Source organism: Cellulomonas sp. NEAU-ZC6, from assembly GCF_056844425.1.
This window is the reverse complement of sequence record NZ_JBXFYH010000005.1, coordinates 1-15,721: the sequence shown is the minus strand read 5'-3', so window position 1 is coordinate 15,721 and position 15,721 is coordinate 1. Positions and strand designations below refer to the sequence as shown.

Annotated in this window: 16 protein-coding genes and 1 pseudogene; 11 read left to right on the top strand and 6 right to left on the bottom strand. The window is 77.0% G+C overall.

Annotation, left to right across the window (positions count from 1 at the left end; all coding sequences use genetic code 11):
- The first annotated feature begins 5 nt into the window (after window positions 1–5).
- From AC1050_RS17690 to AC1050_RS17670, 5 genes and pseudogenes are all read left to right on the top strand, one after another.
- A complete protein-coding gene (locus AC1050_RS17690) occupies window positions 6–791 on the top strand; it encodes a type II secretion system F family protein (RefSeq protein WP_482388724.1) in 786 nt (261 codons plus the stop codon).
- Complete coding sequence (locus AC1050_RS17685) at window positions 784–1,368, top strand: type II secretion system F family protein (protein ID WP_482388723.1); 585 nt, start codon at window positions 784–786, stop codon at window positions 1,366–1,368. The genes AC1050_RS17690 and AC1050_RS17685 overlap by 8 nt, the downstream gene beginning before the upstream one ends.
- Window positions 1,369–1,537: 169 nt before the next feature.
- Window positions 1,538–1,819, top strand: coding sequence for a DUF4244 domain-containing protein (locus AC1050_RS17680; RefSeq protein ID WP_482388722.1), 282 nt, complete (start codon window positions 1,538–1,540; stop codon window positions 1,817–1,819).
- A gap of 47 nt (window positions 1,820–1,866) precedes the next feature.
- The gene (locus tag AC1050_RS17675; RefSeq protein WP_482388721.1) at window positions 1,867–2,184 is read left to right on the top strand and encodes a TadE family type IV pilus minor pilin; all 318 of its coding nucleotides are present in this window, start codon (window positions 1,867–1,869) and stop codon (window positions 2,182–2,184) included.
- Window positions 2,181–2,501: pseudogene (locus tag AC1050_RS17670) on the top strand (Rv3654c family TadE-like protein); the annotation flags it as partial. The gene AC1050_RS17675 and the pseudogene AC1050_RS17670, both read left to right, overlap by 4 nt.
- A gap of 30 nt (window positions 2,502–2,531) precedes the next feature.
- On the opposite strand, the gene AC1050_RS17665 reads toward AC1050_RS17670, so the two are convergent.
- A complete protein-coding gene (locus AC1050_RS17665; RefSeq protein WP_482388720.1) occupies window positions 2,532–3,074 on the bottom strand; it encodes a dihydrofolate reductase family protein in 543 nt (180 codons plus the stop codon).
- A 109-nt stretch (window positions 3,075–3,183) separates the two neighbouring features.
- Between AC1050_RS17665 and AC1050_RS17660 the strand changes: the two genes are divergently transcribed.
- Window positions 3,184–3,840 (top strand): TetR/AcrR family transcriptional regulator, encoded by a 657-nt coding sequence (locus AC1050_RS17660; RefSeq protein ID WP_482388719.1) that lies wholly within the window; start codon window positions 3,184–3,186, stop codon window positions 3,838–3,840.
- Between the two features lie 129 nt (window positions 3,841–3,969).
- Here the strand turns inward: AC1050_RS17660 and AC1050_RS17655 are convergent, their stop codons facing one another.
- On the bottom strand, window positions 3,970–6,573 hold the full coding sequence (locus tag AC1050_RS17655) for a DEAD/DEAH box helicase (RefSeq protein ID WP_482388718.1): 2,604 nt from the start codon (window positions 6,571–6,573) through the stop codon (window positions 3,970–3,972).
- Between the two features lie 57 nt (window positions 6,574–6,630).
- Between AC1050_RS17655 and AC1050_RS17650 the strand changes: the two genes are divergently transcribed.
- From AC1050_RS17650 to AC1050_RS17630, 5 genes are all read left to right on the top strand, one after another.
- Complete coding sequence (locus tag AC1050_RS17650) at window positions 6,631–7,404, top strand: LamB/YcsF family protein (RefSeq protein ID WP_482388717.1); 774 nt, start codon at window positions 6,631–6,633, stop codon at window positions 7,402–7,404.
- The gene (locus AC1050_RS17645) at window positions 7,401–9,038 is read left to right on the top strand and encodes a 5-oxoprolinase subunit B/C family protein (protein WP_482388716.1); all 1,638 of its coding nucleotides are present in this window, start codon (window positions 7,401–7,403) and stop codon (window positions 9,036–9,038) included. The genes AC1050_RS17650 and AC1050_RS17645 overlap by 4 nt, the downstream gene beginning before the upstream one ends.
- A 220-nt stretch (window positions 9,039–9,258) precedes the next feature.
- A complete protein-coding gene (locus AC1050_RS17640) occupies window positions 9,259–11,076 on the top strand; it encodes a ribonucleoside triphosphate reductase (protein WP_482388715.1) in 1,818 nt (605 codons plus the stop codon).
- Between the two features lie 7 nt (window positions 11,077–11,083).
- Window positions 11,084–11,797 carry an anaerobic ribonucleoside-triphosphate reductase activating protein gene (locus AC1050_RS17635; protein ID WP_482388714.1) on the top strand — a complete coding sequence of 238 codons (714 nt, stop codon included), beginning with the start codon at window positions 11,084–11,086 and terminating at the stop codon, window positions 11,795–11,797.
- A 70-nt stretch (window positions 11,798–11,867) separates the two neighbouring features.
- On the top strand, window positions 11,868–12,203 hold the full coding sequence (locus tag AC1050_RS17630) for an STAS domain-containing protein (RefSeq protein WP_454050767.1): 336 nt from the start codon (window positions 11,868–11,870) through the stop codon (window positions 12,201–12,203).
- Between the two features lie 56 nt (window positions 12,204–12,259).
- Here AC1050_RS17630 and AC1050_RS17625 read toward each other — a convergent pair whose 3' ends face one another.
- From AC1050_RS17625 to AC1050_RS17610, 4 genes are all read right to left on the bottom strand, one after another.
- Window positions 12,260–13,078: a hypothetical protein gene (locus tag AC1050_RS17625; protein WP_482388713.1), complete on the bottom strand. Its 819-nt coding sequence runs from the start codon at window positions 13,076–13,078 to the stop codon at window positions 12,260–12,262.
- Window positions 13,075–13,608, bottom strand: coding sequence for a SigE family RNA polymerase sigma factor (locus AC1050_RS17620; RefSeq protein WP_482388712.1), 534 nt, complete (start codon window positions 13,606–13,608; stop codon window positions 13,075–13,077). The genes AC1050_RS17625 and AC1050_RS17620 overlap by 4 nt, the downstream gene beginning before the upstream one ends.
- A gap of 172 nt (window positions 13,609–13,780) precedes the next feature.
- Complete coding sequence (locus tag AC1050_RS17615; RefSeq protein ID WP_482388711.1) at window positions 13,781–15,130, bottom strand: hypothetical protein; 1,350 nt, start codon at window positions 15,128–15,130, stop codon at window positions 13,781–13,783.
- On the bottom strand, window positions 15,127–15,657 hold the full coding sequence (locus tag AC1050_RS17610; RefSeq protein ID WP_482387203.1) for a sigma-70 family RNA polymerase sigma factor: 531 nt from the start codon (window positions 15,655–15,657) through the stop codon (window positions 15,127–15,129). Before AC1050_RS17610 ends, AC1050_RS17615 begins: the two co-directional genes overlap by 4 nt.
- Between the last annotated feature and the right edge of the window lie 64 nt (window positions 15,658–15,721).

Below are 15,721 nucleotides of genomic sequence, written 5' to 3'. Positions count from 1 at the left end.
CGGGGGTGACCGGCGGCGCGGGGGTCGTCGCCGTGCTCGCCGCGGCGGCGGTGCTGCTGGCTGCGCGCTCGGGAGCCGCGGCGCGGCGGCGGGTGCGCGGCCGGGCCGGCGGCGGCACGGGGGACCCCGGCCGCCCTGCGCCGGCGCGGGGTGCCGGCCGCGCGCGGTCGTCGGCGCGGCGTCGGGACCCCGCGGCTGAGCTGTCCGCGGCGGTGGCGGCGGTCGCCGCGGAGCTGCGGGCGGGCCGGGCACCCGCCGAGGCCTGGCGGCTGGCGCTCGGGGTGGTGGCCGGTCCCGACGGCGTGCCGCGCGCGCAGGACGTGGCCGCCGCGGTGACGGCACCGGCAGGGCCGACCGGGCCGGCGGCGGAGGTCGTCCACCGGCTGCGCCACCTGGCGGGGCCGGGGCGGCGACGCGGCCCGGACGCGCTGCACGTCCGCGTCGCGGGGGTGGTCGCGGCCACCCGGCTCGCGATCCGGCTCGGTGCGCCGCTGGCCACCGTGCTGGACGGCTGCGCGCGCTCGCTCGCCACCGACGCGGACGCGGAGACCGCGGTCCGGGCGGCGCTCGCCGGCCCGCGGCAGACGACCACCCTGCTCACCTGGTTGCCCGCGCTCGGCGTGGGCCTCGGCACCCTGCTCGGTGCCGACCCGCTCGGCGTCCTGCTCGGCGGTGGGCTGGGCAGCACCGCCGGGCTGTGCGGGGTCCTGCTGACGGTGGCCGGGCGGCTGTGGGTCGGACGCATGGTGCGCCGGGCGCGGGGCGACGGCGCGGGTGGCTGCGATGGCTGATCTGCTGCTGGTGCTGCTGGTGGCTGCACCGGTCCTCCTCCTGCGTCCGCGCGCCCGCCCTCCGGGACCCGGCACCGCGGGGTCCGATCCGCCGGGCGCGCACGGGCGGACGGCAGCCGGCCGTGGACCCGCCCCGGACGCCGGCGAGCCCGTCGCGCCCGACCCGGTCGCCGTCGTCGAGCTGCTGGCGGTGGCGGTCGAGTCGGGCGCCAGCGTCCCCGGGGCCCTCGAGGCGGTCGGTCAGGTGCTCGGCGGGCGCACCGGGGCGCACCTCCTTCGTGCGGGCTCGGCCCTCCTGCTCGGTGCCGCCTGGGACGTCGCCTGGGCGCACGCGCCGGCGCTCGGCGGCGGTCTCGACGGGCTCGCGGCCGCGTGGCGGACCGGGGCGGCACCGGGGCCGCCGCTCCGGTCGGCGGCAGCCGAGCTGCGGCGGCGTCGCGACCGTGTCGCGCGTGAGGCGGCCGGGCGGCTTGGCGTGCGGCTCGTCGTGCCGCTCGGGCTGTGCTTCCTGCCGGCGTTCGTGCTGGTCGGGCTGGTCCCCGTGCTCGCGTCCTTCGGTCGCAGCCTGCTCGGGTGACCTGCTCGCGACCGGTCGCTCCGTGACGGGGCCCCGACTCCTCCACAGGGGGCGGGTGCGGGCGTCGTCCCCAGGGCGGTCCCGGAGGCGGCGCGTCCGAGGGCCGGACCCGGGCACCGTCGGGGTGTCGGCCGGTGAGCGGCCGGCACGGGACGACAGGAGGCAGGACATGGAGAGCAGGACCAGCAGGGCGACGGCGCCGGGCGGGGCGGCCGGCACGGCGGGAGGGGGCGGGGTCGTGCGGCGCGTCGGAGGCCGTGCGGCGCGAGCCGCGCGGCGGGTCCGCGGCCGCTGGGCCGGGGTCGGGCGGGACGCCGGCATGGCCACCGCCGAGTACGCCGTCGTCCTGATCGCCGCGGTGGGCTTCGCCGGTCTGCTCGTGGTGATCCTCACCAGCGCGGAGATCCGCGAGGCGCTGACCGCGCTCGTCCGGGGCGCGCTGTCGGTGTGAGGGACGGGCGAGGGCGGCCGCGGCGCGCGGCACGGGACCGCGGTGCGGTGACGGCGGAGTTCGCGGTGCTGCTGCCGGTCGTCGCGCTGCTGGTCGGCGTCGTGGTCGCCCTCGCCGCCGCCGCGGGCACGCAGCTGCGGTGCGCGGACGCCGCCCGCTCGGGGGCGCGGGCCGCGGCGCTGGGTCAGGCGGACAGCGACGTCGCGGCGGTCGCGCGGCGCGTCGGCGGCGAGGGCGTGCGCGTCGCGGTCGGCCGGGACGGCGACTGGGTGGTGGTGACGGTCTCCGGGACGGTGGGCCCGGCGCTGCCGCTCGTGGGCGGGCTCGTGGTGCACGGCTCCGCGACGGCACGGGTGGAGCCGTGACCGGGGGCGGGCGCGACCGCGGGTCCGGCACCGTGCTCGTCATCGCGGTGCTGGCGGTCGCGGTGCTTCTGGCGGGTGCGCTCGGGCTGCTCGCGGGGGCGCAGCGGGCACGGGCGCGTGCGCAGTCCGCGGCCGACCTCGGGGCGCTCGCGGCCGCCGACCGTGCGCTGCGGGGCCGGTCGGACCCGTGCAGGACCGCCGCGGACGTCGTCGAGCGGAACGGCGCGGTGCTCGCCGGGTGCGCGGTGGAGCCGGGCGTGGTGGTCGCCGTCACCGCCACGGTGGCGACGGCGGTGGGGGAAGCCCGCGCCGACGCCCGGGCCGGGCCGCGCCCGACCCGGGGGCGGTCACCGCACCACGCGGTACCGCAGGTGCGCCTCGCCCGCGAAGCCGGACGTCTCGACCCGCTCCAGCTCGACCCGCCGGCCGAGCCCGGCGAACAGCGGGATGCCGTCCCCGAGCAGGAGCGGCACGACGTGGAGGTGGATCTCGTCGACCAGCCCGAGCCGCAGGCACTGCCGCGCGATGCTGCCGCCGAGCAGGCTGACCCACTTGTCACCCGCTGCCTCCTTCGCGGCCGCGACCGCCTGCGCGATGTCGTCGACCACGAAGGTGTAGGTGGTGCCGTCCTTCTCGATCGGCGCGTGCTCCGTGTGCGTCATCAGGAACACGGGGACCTGCAGCGCGCCGCCGTAGGGCTCCTCGCCGGCCTCGACGGTCTGGTCCCGGGTGCCTCCGCCGACGACCGCGCCGATCCGCTCCACGACCCGCTGCACGACCGCCTCGTCCTCCGGCGCGGTCGGGAACCCGAACATCCAGCCGACGCCTCCCTCGGTGTCGGCCATGAACCCGTCCAGGGTCACCGTCGCGTGGATGAACACCGTCGCCATGGTCCCGCTCCTCCGGCTGATCCGAGGTGAGTCGACCGGCTCACCTCGTCCCAGCGTGGCACTCGTCACGAGGTGAGTCAATGGACTCACCTCGTGGGACCATGAGTCCATGGCCCGTCCGCTGCCCGACTACCACCGCGACGTCGCGACCCGGAACCGCGCGTCGATCCTCGACGCCGCCGCCGAGCTGTTCCTCGAGTCCGGCTACGACCGGACGTCGCTCGCCCGCGTCGCCGAGCTGGCGGGCGTCTCCCGGGCGACGCTGTTCAAGCAGTTCCCGACCAAGGCCGCGCTCTTCGAGGCGACCGTGCTCGCGGCCGGCGGCACGTCGGAGGGCGAGCCCGTCGAGCCACCTGCCGACGACTTCCTCGGGGGCCTGGTCCAGCTCGGCCGGGCGTACGCGGACGTGCTCGCCCGGCCGCGGATGGCCGGGCTGATGCGCACGATCATCGCGGAGTCGCCGCGGTTCCCCGCGCTGCAGGAGCGCACCTTCGACTTCGGGACGCTTCCGGTGCTGCGGGCGCTGCGCAGCCATCTCGGTGCGGCGAGCGCGGCGGGGACCGCCGACGTCGACGACCCCGAGGTGGCGGCGACCCAGCTGCTCGGGATGATCGCCTCCGCGGTGTTCTGGCCGCAGCTGGTCCACGGCACCTGGTCCATCACGGACGACGAGCGGCTCGCGGCGGTCGACCAGGCGGTGCGCACGATCGCGGCGCGTTACGCCACCTCGTCCCACGACGGCGCCCGGCCTGTGCCGCGCGTCTGACGCGAGCTGACGCGGCGCGGGCACGCCCGACCGGGCCCGACCCGGCGCCGGCTCGACACGACCCGGCCCGACCTGGCCCGACGCGGCGCCGGCCCGCCCGACGTCGGCCACGCCGCACGGGCGCGGGCGTCACTCCGGCGCGTGCGCGAGCACCGCGTCGAGCAGCCGCACCGCCGCGGCCTTCTCCAGCGGGTTGTTGCCGTTGCCGCACTTGGGCGACTGCACGCAGGCCGGGCAGCCCGTCCGGCACGGGCAGGTCGCGATGGCCTCCCGGGTCGCACGCAGCCAGGTGGCGCCGAGGGCGTACCCGCGCTCGGCGAACCCCGCGCCGCCCGGGTAGGCGTCGTGCACGAACACCGTGGCCTGCTCGGTGTCCACGTGCAGCGCGGTCGACACCCCGCCCAGGTCCCACCGGTCGCAGGTCGCGAGCAGCGGGAGCAGCCCGATCGACGCGTGCTCGGCGGCGTGCAGGGCTCCCGGCGCGGTCTCGACCGTGATGCCGGCCGCCGCCAGGACCTCGGCCGGCGCCGTCCACCACACCGCGGTGGTCGGCAGCGTGCGCGCGGGCAGGTCCAGCAGCTCTGATCCGAGCACCTCCATGTCGGGGATGCGCTTGCGCTGGAAGCTCAGCACCTGCGTGGTGACGTCGACGGCGCCGAACCCCCAGGTGACCGGGCCCCACCGGCGCTCCTGCGTCGTCGAGCGGATCTCCGTCGAGGTGACCCACCGCGCCCACGTGCCGTAGTCGACGTCCCGGCGGTCCACGAGCGCGACGCCGTCCTGCAGGTGCAGCTCGTCCACCACGTAGGTCGCCCCCTGGTGCACGTAGACGGCGCCCTGGTGCACGGTGGAGTCGGCCGCGGCCGAGTCGACCGTGCCGAGCAACCGGCCGGTGGTGGACTCGACGACCCGCACCGGGTCGCCGCCGGTCCCGCGCAGGTCCGTCAGCCGGGCGGCCTGCTCCGCGTGCGTCCAGTACCAGCCCGACGGGCGACGGCGCAGCGCACCCCGCTCGACCAGGACGTCGAGCAGCTCGCGGGTGCCGGGGCCGAACAGGTCCAGCTCCTCGGTCCGGATCGGGGTCTCGGCGGCGGCCGCGCAGAGGTGCGGCGCCAGCACGTACGGGTTCGACGGGTCGAAGACCGTCGCCTCGACCGGGGCGTCCAGCGCGGCCTCGGGGTGGTGCACCAGGAAGGTGTCGAGCGGGTCCTCGCGGGCGACGAGGACGACCAGCCCGTCGGCGCCGGCGCGGCCCGCCCGCCCTGCCTGCTGCCAGAGCGAGACGCGGGTGCCGGGCCAGCCGGCGATCACGACGGCGTCCAGCCCGGAGATGTCCACGCCGAGCTCGAGGGCGTTCGTCGTCGCCAGGGCGCGCAGCCGCCCGGTGCGGATCGCGTCCTCGAGGGCGCGGCGCTCCTCGGGCAGGTAGCCGCCGCGGTACGCCGCGACCGCCGTCGCGAGCTCGGGGTCCACCTCGCGCAGGTGCTCGCGGGTGACGGTGGCCACCGACTCGGCGGCGCGCCGGGACCGGGTGAACGCGAGCGTGCGGGCACCGGCGGCGGTCAGGTCGGCGAGCAGGTCCGCCACCTCGGCCGTCGCCGAGCGGCGCGGGCGGTCGGGGTCGTCGGCGACGAGGTCCTCGCCGGTGCCGAGCGGGCCGGAGCCCTCGCGCGCCGGCCCGACCGAGCCCGCGTCCGGGCCCGGAGCGGGTGCAGCGGTGCGGGCGGCGAGGTCGTCGGGCCCACCGGGCGCACCCGCCGGGTCGTCCGGAGCGGGCCCCGGCGGTGCCGTGCGGTCGACGTCCACCGGCGGTTCGTCCAGCGGCAGCGCCCACGGGTCGTCCTCGGGCAGCAGACCGGTCCACGGGCCGGCGGCGGGCGGCACCTCCGGCGGCTGCCACAGGGCGACGGTCTTGCGCCCCGCGGGGGACGCGTCGCCGGCCACGGACACCACGTCGTCGGGCAGCACGCCGATCAGGCGGGCGGCGCTCACGGCGGGCTCGGCGGTGGTGGCTGACGCGAGCAGGAACACCGGGTCGGCGCCGTAGATGCCGGCGACGCGGCGCAGCCGGCGCAGCACGGCCGCGACGTGCGCCCCGAACACCCCGCGGAAGGCGTGGCACTCGTCCAGCACCACGTACCGGAGCGACCCGAGCAGCCGCGCCCACCGGCGGTGCTGCGGCAGCAGCGCGAAGTGCAGGAAGTCGGGGTTGGTGAGCACCACGTCGGCGTGCTCCTGCACCCACCGGCGCTCCTCCTGCGCGGTGTCGCCGTCGCAGGTCGAGACCCGCACGTCCCGCAGCCGCGCCGCGTGCAGCACCCGGTCCAGGGCGTGCCGCTGGTCGGCGGCGAGGGCCTTGGTCGGGCACAGGTAGAGCACGGAGCCGCGCCGGGTCACCGTCTCGATCCGGCCCGGGTCGAGCGTGCGGGCGGCGGCCTGCGCCCGGACGGCCGTCAGCGACGGCAGCCAGAACGCGAGCGACTTGCCGGACCCCGTCGACGTCGACAGCACGGTGTGCCGACCCGACCAGGCGGCGTCGGCGGCGAGCGCCTGGTGCTCCCACGGCCGCTCCACACCCAGCGCGCGGTACCCGGCGACGAGGTCGGGGTCGGCCCAGGCCGGCCAGTCGACCGGCACGCCGGCGCGCGCGGGCAGGTGGCGCACGTGCGTGAGCCGGTCCGCCCGCCGGCCACCGGCGAGCAGCACGTCCAGCAGCTCACCGGTCCCGACCACGGCACCATCCTCACCCCTGGCCGCCCCGGCGCGCGCCGGCGGCGGCAGGATGGGGGCGTGGCGACGCACATCGACCTGAACTGCGACCTCGGCGAGGGCTACGGCGACTGGACGCTCGGCGACCCCGGCGCGGACGACGCCCTCCTGGAGGTCGTCACGAGCGCGAACGTCGCCTGCGGCTTCCACGCGGGCGACCCGGCGATCATGGCGGCACGCTGCGCCACCGCCGTCGCGCGCGGCGTGGCCGTCGGCGCGCACGTGGGGTACCGGGACCTCGCCGGGTTCGGCCGGCGCCGGCTCGACGTCCCCCCGGGGGTGCTGGCCGCCGAGGTCAGCTACCAGGTAGGCGCCCTGCAGGCGGTCGCGCGCGGCGTCGGGGCCCGCGTCACCTACGTGAAGCCGCACGGGGCGCTCTACAACCGGGTCGTGCACGACGTCGCGCAGGCCGAGGCGGTCGTCGCCGGGGTGCTCGGTGCCGACGCCGGGCTGGCCGTCGTCGGGCTCCCCGGGTCGGTGGTCCTGGAGCTCGCGCGCGACGCCGGGCTGCGGACCGTGACCGAGGCGTTCGTCGACCGCGGCTACCTGGCCGACGGCACGCTCGTGCCGCGCGGCCGGCCGGGAGCGCTCGTCACCGACCCGCAGGAGGCCGCCGAGCGGGCCGTGCGGATGGCCCGCGACGGGGTGGTCGCCGCCGTGGACGGCGGCGAGGTGCGCCTCGACGCCGTGTCCCTGTGCGTGCACTCCGACACCCCCGGCGCGGTTCCCGTTGCGCGCGCCGTGCGGGCGGCGCTGGAGGCGGCGGGCGTCGCGCTGCGCCCGGTCGCCGGATGAGTCCCGCGGGCGCGGGGCCCGGGCCAGGCGCCGTCCGGGTTGCGCCGTACGGCCCCGACGCCCTGCTGGTCGACCTGCCCGGGCCGGACGCGGTCCGGGCGCTCGACGACGCGCTGCGCGCCGAGCCGCCCGCCGGCGCCGTCGACGTCGTGCCCGCGGCGCGGACGGTGCTGGTCCGGTTCGCGGACGCGGCGCACGCGCGGGCCGCGGCCGGCGACCTGCGCGCCCGGGCCGAGAACGCCGCGGCAGGTCCTGCTACCGCCCGCGCCGCCGGGAAGCCCGTGGTGCTGCCGGTCCGGTACGACGGCGCCGACCTCGACGAGGTGGCGCGGCTGTCCGGCCTGGACGTCGCCGAGGTCGTCCGCCGGCACGCCGCGGCGACGTACACGGTGGCGTTCGGCGGCTTCATGCCCGGGTTCGCGTACCTGACGGGGCTGGACCCGGCGCTGCACCTGCCCCGGCGGTCGACGCCGCGGGAGCGCGTCCCGGCCGGCGCGGTCGCGGTCGCGGGGGAGTTCGCGGCCGTCTACCCGGCGGCGACCCCGGGCGGGTGGCTGCTGCTGGGCACCTGCGACGTCCCGCTGTTCGACGTGCACCGCGACCCGCCGGCGCTGCTGCGTCCGGGCACGCGCGTGCGGTTCGCCCCGTCGGACGCCGGGACCACCGCACCTGTCCCCGCCGCCGTCCCCGTCCGCGGGGCGGCGCCTGCTGCCGGGGGAGCCCGGGCGGTACCGGCCCCCGAGGTGGCGTCACCGACGTACCCGCCCGCGGTGGTCGAGGTGCTCGCCCCCGGCGTCCTCACCCTCGTGCAGGACACCGGCCGTCCGGGTCTGGCCGCGGTCGGCGTCGGCCGCTCCGGTGCCGCCGACGCGGGCGCGCTGCGCCTGGCGAACCGGCTGGTCGGCAACGCCGGGGACGCGGCGGTGCTCGAGGTGGTGCTGGGGGGTCTCGAGCTGCGGTTCCCCGCCGGTGGCGTGGTCGCGCTCGCGGGCGCCGAGGTGCCGGCGTGGGTGGACGCCGCCCCGATACCCCCGCACACGGCCACCCGCGTCCCGCCGGGTGGCGTGCTGCGCACGGGGCGCGCGACACGGGGTCTGCGCCTCGTCGTCGCGGTGCGCGGCGGGGTCGACGTGCCGCCGGTGCTCGGTTCGCGGTCGGCCGACCAGCTGTCGGGCATCGGCCCCGAGCCCCTGCGGCCGGGTGACGTCCTGCCGGTCGGCGCCCGGCTGCTGGCGGCCGCGCAGCCGTGGGGCGACCCGCCGCGCTCCTGGGCGGACCCGGCCGTGCTGCGGGTGCTGCCGGGCCCCCGCGCCGACTGGTTCGCGCTCGGTGCGCTCGACCGGCTCGGCGGCGTCGAGTACGCGGTGACGCCGGCCAGCAACCGGGTGGCGGTCCGGCTCGCGGGACCGCCCGTGGAGCGCCGGGAGCGCGGCGAGCTGCCCTCCGAACCCCTGGTGCCCGGAGCCGTGCAGGTGCCGCCGGACGGGCAGCCGGTGCTGTTCGGGGCCGACCACCCCGTCACCGGCGGGTACCCGGTGCTGGGGGTCCTCGACGCGCGCTCGCGGGACCGCGCCGCGCAGCTGCGCCCCGGCGACCGGGTCGTCCTGGCGCCCGCGGAGCACGGCGGCCGGTGACGCCGGCAGCGACACGCCGCGCACCCGGGCGAGTTCGCCGCGGCCCCGCGCCGGTGTCGCGCGGGCAGCGCGCCGGCGCCGGGACGAAGGTCCCCGCGGTGGCCCGGCGGGCGGCATAGAACTGTCACATCTTGTTGCCGCACGGCCGTCGCACCACCACATGTAGTGCCGACGAGCCGGGGCGGGCGGCGACACCCACCCGCACCGAAAGGCACGCCCCATGGATCACACGCCCGTCGTCGAGGTCGGCTCCTCCATCGACGAGTACCTCCAGCGCAGCGACTGGCGGGTCAACGCCAACGCGAACCAGGGCTACTCGCTGGGCGGCCTGATCCTCAACACCGCGGGGAAGGTCGTCGCGAACTACTGGCTCAGCCACGTGTACCCGGAGGCCGTCGGCGCGGCGCACCGGAACGGCGACCTGCACATCCACGACCTCGACATGCTGAGCGGCTACTGCGCGGGCTGGTCGCTGCGGACGCTGCTGCAGGAGGGGCTGAACGGCGTCCCCGGCAAGGTCGAGGCGACGCCGCCGCGGCACTTCTCCTCCGCGATCGGCCAGATCGTGAACTTCCTCGGCACCATGCAGAACGAGTGGGCCGGGGCCCAGGCGTTCAGCTCGTTCGACACGTACATGGCGCCGTTCGTGCGGCTGGACGGCCTGACCTACGCCCAGGTGCGCCAGGGCATCCAGGAGCTGGTCTACAACCTCAACGTGCCGTCGCGCTGGGGCACCCAGACGCCGTTCACCAACCTCACGTTCGACTGGACCTGCCCGGAGGACCTGCGCGACGACGTGCCGTTCGTCGGGGGCGAGCCGGTCGGCTTCACCTACGGCGACCTGCAGGCCGAGATGGACATGCTGAACCGGGCCTACATGGAGGTGATGACGGAGGGCGACGCGTCGGGCCGGGTGTTCACCTTCCCGATCCCGACCTACAACATCACGAAGGACTTCCCGTGGGAGTCCGAGAACGCCGACCTGCTGTTCGCGATGACCGCCAAGTACGGGCTGCCGTACTTCCAGAACTTCATCAACTCCGACATGAACCCCGGCGACGTGCGGTCCATGTGCTGCCGCCTGCAGCTGGACCTGCGCGAGCTGCTCAAGCGCGGCAACGGCCTGTTCGGGTCGGCCGAGCAGACCGGGTCGCTCGGCGTCGTCACGATCAACTGCGCCCGGCTCGGCCACCTGTACCGCGGCGACGAGACCATCCTGCTGCGCGAGCTGGACCACCTGATCGACCTGGCGGTGACCTCGCTCGAGCTCAAGCGCGAGGTGATCGGGCACTACATCGACGAGGGCCTGTTCCCCTACACCAAGCGGTACCTGGGCACGCTGGACAACCACTTCTCGACGATCGGGGTCAACGGCCTCAACGAGATGGTCCGCAACTTCACCGGCGACGCCGAGGACCTCACCGCCGAGGGCGGGCACGCCCTCGTGGTGCGCCTGCTCGACCACGTGCGGGCCCGGATGGTCGAGGTCCAGGAGCAGACGGGGCACCTCTACAACCTGGAGGCGACCCCGGCCGAGGGCACCACGTACCGGTTCGCCAAGGAGGACCGGAAGCGCTGGCCGGAGATCCTGCAGGCCGGCACCCCGGAGAACCCGTACTACACGAACTCCTCCCAGCTGCCGGTCGGGTTCACGGACGACCCGTTCGAGGCGCTCGAGCGCCAGGACGAGCTGCAGCGCAAGTACACCGGCGGCACCGTGCTGCACCTCTACATGGCCGAGCGCGTGTCCAGCGGCGAGGCGTGCAAGCAGCTGGTGCGCCGTGCGCTGACCCGGTTCCGGCTGCCGTACCTGACCATCACGCCGACGTTCTCGATCTGCCCGTCGCACGGCTACCTGGCCGGCGAGCACCCGACCTGCGACCGGTGCGCGGACGAGCGCGGACCGGACGCCGAGCCGGTCGAGTGCGAGGTGTGGACGCGGGTCATGGGGTACTTCCGCCCGGTCAGCTCGTTCAACATCGGCAAGCGCGGCGAGCAGGCGGAGCGCACCCCGTTCCTCGAGCCGGCGGGTGCCTGAGCGCCCGATGACCAGCACCCCCGCGGGCGGGCCGGCGACCCCGGCCCGCCCGGTCTCCCGCGCCGACGACCTCGCGATCGCCGGCCTCGTCCCGGTGTCCACGGTCGACTGGCCCGGCAGGCTGGTCGCCACCGCGTTCCTGCAGGGCTGCCCGTGGCGGTGCACGTACTGCCACAACGCGGCGATCCTCGACCCGCGCACCCCGGGGGTCGTCCCGTGGGCGCGGCTGCGAGCCCTGCTGGCACGGCGGACGGGGCTGCTGGACGGCGTGGTGTTCTCCGGCGGGGAGCCGACGCGGCAGCCCGCCCTGCTCGACGCCGTGCGGGAGGTGCGGGCCGCGGGCTTCGCCGTCGGCCTGCACACCGGCGGCGCCTACCCGCGGCGGCTGGCCGCCCTGCTGCCGCACGTCGACTGGGTGGGCCTGGACGTGAAGGCCCCCGCGCACCTGTACCGCGCGATCACCCGCACCGGCGGCCCGACGACCGCCGCCGACCAGGCGTTCGCCTCGTTGCGCCTCGTGCTCGACTCGGGCGTCGACGTGCAGGTCCGTACCACCGTCGACCCGACGGTCCTGGGGCCCGGGGACGTCGCCGACCTCGCCGCGACCCTCGCCGGCCTCGGGGTGCGCGACCACGTCCTGCAGCGCGTGCGCCCCGACGGGACGACCGACGAGTACCGCGCCGCGCTCGCCGCCGTCACCGCCGGACACGCTGGAGGGTGACCGGCACGCCGTCGTCCGCGCCGTCTGTTTGAATGCTCCCAGTGCGAGGGGAGTCCACGTGGACGTGAGTGTGGCCAGCAGGACGGTCGAGGGCCGGACGGTCGTCGACGTCACGGGCGAGATCGATGTGTACACGGCGCCCGCGCTGCGCGAGAAGCTGACCGCGCTGGTGGACCAGGGGCACGTGGACCTGGTCGTGAACCTCACCGAGGTGCGGTTCATGGACTCCACCGGGCTCGGGCTGCTGGTCGGCGTGCTCAAGCGCGTCCGCGGGCTCGACGGCCGCCTGCAGCTGGTGATCGACTCCGAGCGGCTGCTCAAGGTCTTCCGGATCACCGCGCTGACCCAGGTCTTCACCATCCGCGAGACCGTGGACGAGGCGCTGGCGGACCGCGCCGAGGGCTGAGCCGCCGCGCCGGGGCTGACGACCGCCCCGACGCGCGACCCCCTCGGTAGCCGGCGTCAGGGCAGGTACTGCCCGACGAGCTGGACCACGGCGCCGTCCCGCACGTCGACCCAGAACCCCGACCGCCCCGTCCCGGCCGCCGACGACTCACCCGGGCACGCGGGGTCCGCCTCGGTCAGCCCGGTGACGGAGCGGAGATCCTGCCGGACCGTGCCCGCGTCGACGCAGAACCCGGTGACGACGACGCCGGCCCCGAGCGTGAGGCTGCGGGCGCGCTCCACGTCGTTGACCACCACGTAGCTGTTGAGCGGCCATCCCGGCACCTGCGCCATCTGCTCCGGCTCGTTGACGAGCGCCCAGTCGGTGGCCGCCTGCCCGCCGTAGAACAGGGCGACGTCGACCGTGACGGTGCCGGCGGCGGGGTCCGTCGCCAGCACGTACCCGAAGAAGCTCCCGTCCTCGAGCACGTCCCCGGACACCGGGGCGTCGGACGTGATGCTCGACGTGCCGTCCCACCGGCTGACGTACGGGTCCGCGAGCGGGCGCGCGGGCTCGTCGGGCTCGGAGGCCACGGGCGGGTCCACGGGTGGCGCCGTGACCGGCGGGGACGCGGGTGTCGCAGCCGGCGTGGAGGCGGGCGTCGGCGCGGGGCCGGTCACCGCGGGCTGCGGGTCGGCGGTCCGCCAGTCGGCGATCGCGGTGCCGGCGAGCAGCAGCCCGCCGAGCACGGCGAGCGTGGACGCGCCGGCCACGGTGCGGCGCACGACGCGGCGCCGCCGCCGGCGACCGACGATCCGGTCCGCCGGTCCCAGGTCGGCGTGGGCGCTCGCGCTGTCGGCGATCTCGCCGAGCGCACGGCTGAGGTCGAGGTTCACAACGGGCTCCTCTCGGTGTCGTGCGTGGCGGTGCCTCGCACCGGGCCGAGCAGACCCTCCAGCCGGCGGGTCCCGGTGGACAGGTAGCGCTTCACCGCGCCGACGCTCACGCCCAGGACGTCGGCGATGTCCGCGAGCGGCAGGTCGTCGTAGTACCGCAGGACCACGCAGGCCCGCTCGCGGCGGGGCAGGTTCCCGAGCGCCGCGCGCACGTCGACCTGGGCGGTCACGCGGTCGACGGGGTCCGGGACGGGCACCGTGGACTCGTGGCCGAGCCGCGGCAGCGCGTCCCGCCACCGGCGCAGCCGACGGTGGCCGTCGACGAACGTCGTCAGGATCGTCCGTCGCACGTACGCCTCCGCGGCCTCCAGCTCCACGCCGGACCGCGAGCGGAGCATCGTCTTGACCAGGGCGTCCTGCACCAGGTCCTCCGCGTCGCGCATGCTGCCGGTCAGCAGGTAGGCGTAGCCCACCAGCGCGCGGCCTCGCTCCCTGGCGAGCGCCGCGACCACCTCGTCCCCGTCGTCCACTGCCGTCCCTCCCGCTGCGTCGTCGTCTCGGGTGGTGGACGACCGGTGTGCCCGGTCGGTTGTACGCCTCACCCGATCGGACGCGTCCCGTCAGCCGATCACGAGGTCACGGCGTTCCGGCCACGGCTGGGCGCGGAGGCGAGGTGCGGGACCCGCTCCCGTGCACCGCCCGTCACGGCACGATCAGCGTCAGCGGGTCGCTGAAGGCCACGGAGCGTGTCGCCGACCCGGTTGCGGTCACCGAGACCGCCAGCACCAGGTCGTAGGTGCCCGGCCCGAGCGGCTCGTAGGACGAGTCGCAGGCGATCGGGCCGCCCGTGCTCGGGACCGGCGCCGCGATCCCCTGCGCGAGGAGCATCCGCCAGCCGGCGTCGCCGGGCATCGGGACGCCCACGACCACGCCGTCGCGGACGGCGTAGGGCACGACCTCCGTGCTCCCGAGCTCGAGGCGTCCGTCGCCGCCGTAGGTGAGCCGGACGTCGAGCGTCGGGAGGTCCGCCACCTGCACCACGGCACCGGCGGCGGGCACGTCGAGGCGCAGCGGGCTGCCGGGCAGGTGCGACGGCAGCGGGTCGCCGCACGTCGGCAGCTCGGCGGCGGGCAGGGTCGCGGGAGAGCCACCCGCGCCGGGCACGGGCGCGACCTGCTCGGCCTCGCCGGTGACCGTGATCGTGATCCCGTCGCCCACGACCGTCTCCGGCTGCGCTCCCGAGGCGGCGACGGCGTCCGCCACCGGCAGCCAGTCGCCCGCGTCGTCCGTGATCCGCGCCCCGTCCAGGTCGATGACCTCGGCCCAGGGCACCAGCGTGTAGTCACCGGCCGGCAGCGGTGCCCCCGCCGTGACGCCGGGCTGCCCGTCGGGCCCGCACACGGCGGGCGTCAGCCAGTCCGCGCTCTCGTGGACCTCCGGATCGGGCAGGTCCTCGCCACCCGACCCACGGTAGGACGGCGTGGCGTCGCCGCCCAGCTGCCCGGTCGCGACGACCACGCCGTCGCGCAGCACCGCGACCTGCGGCCCGGTGCGGGGGACGACGACGTGGCGGGTGCCGGGCGGGTCCAGCGCGACGCCTCCCGCCACGCCGATCGGGTCGCCGGCCGGGACCGCGGCCGCGTCGGCCTGGATCCAGGCGCGGAACTCCGTGGTGACCGGGGTGCTGGGCGTGGCGGTCGCGAGCGCCCCGCAGGTGCCGAACGGAAGGGCCGGGTCGCCGGTGGGCAGGACGACGGACGGTCCGGTCGGGGTCGCGCTCGGTGAGGGTGCCGGGGTGGGGGTGGTCGACGGGCTCGGTCCGGCGGGTTGGGGGTCGGGCTCCTGGCCGAGTGCCATGCCGCCGAGGACGAGGCCGGTGATGACGGCGAGGCTGCCGGTGGCCGCGGCGGCGGCGCGGGTGCGGCGGCGGCGGCGGACCCGGCGGAGGGTCGGGGTCAGGAGGAGTCCGGTGTCGGTGGTGGTGCGGGTGCGGTGGGCGGCGGCGGCGCCGGCGGCGAGGTCGTGCAGCGCGGCGTCCAGGTCGTGGTTCATCGCGTGCCGCCCTTCGTGGTCGGGATGTCCTCGGCGGTCAGGCCGGCCTGGGGGCCGAGGCGTGGTGCCAGGGCGCGGTTGGCCTCGTGCAGGTAGCGCTTGACGGCGCCCTCGCTGATCTGGAGCCGGTCGGCGATGTCCTGCAGCGGCAGGTCCTCGTAGAACCGCAGGACCACGCAGGCGCGCTGGCGGGGGGTGAGGTGGGTCAGGGCGGTCAGGACCGCGTCGCGGTCGTCGCTGCCCTGGTGGCCCTCGCCGCGTTCGGGCAGGGCGACGAGGTGGGCGACGTCGCGCCACCGGCGGGCGCGACGGCGGCCGTCGACGAACGCGTGCAGGATGCACCGCCGCACGTAGGCCTCGAGCCACTCGACGTCGGCGCCTGCGCGCCGTCTCGTCCAGGTGCGGACGAGGCCTTCCTGCACGAGGTCCTCCGCCGCGGCGAGGTCGCCCGCGAGCAGGTAGGCGTATCCCACCAGCGCGTCACCCCGCTCGCGGACGAAGTCCTCGAGCTCCCGCTCCCAGGCCACGCCGTCTCCTCGTCCTCGTACCGCACCCGATCTTGTCGCCCCCTCAGACGCCCGGGCCCGGCCG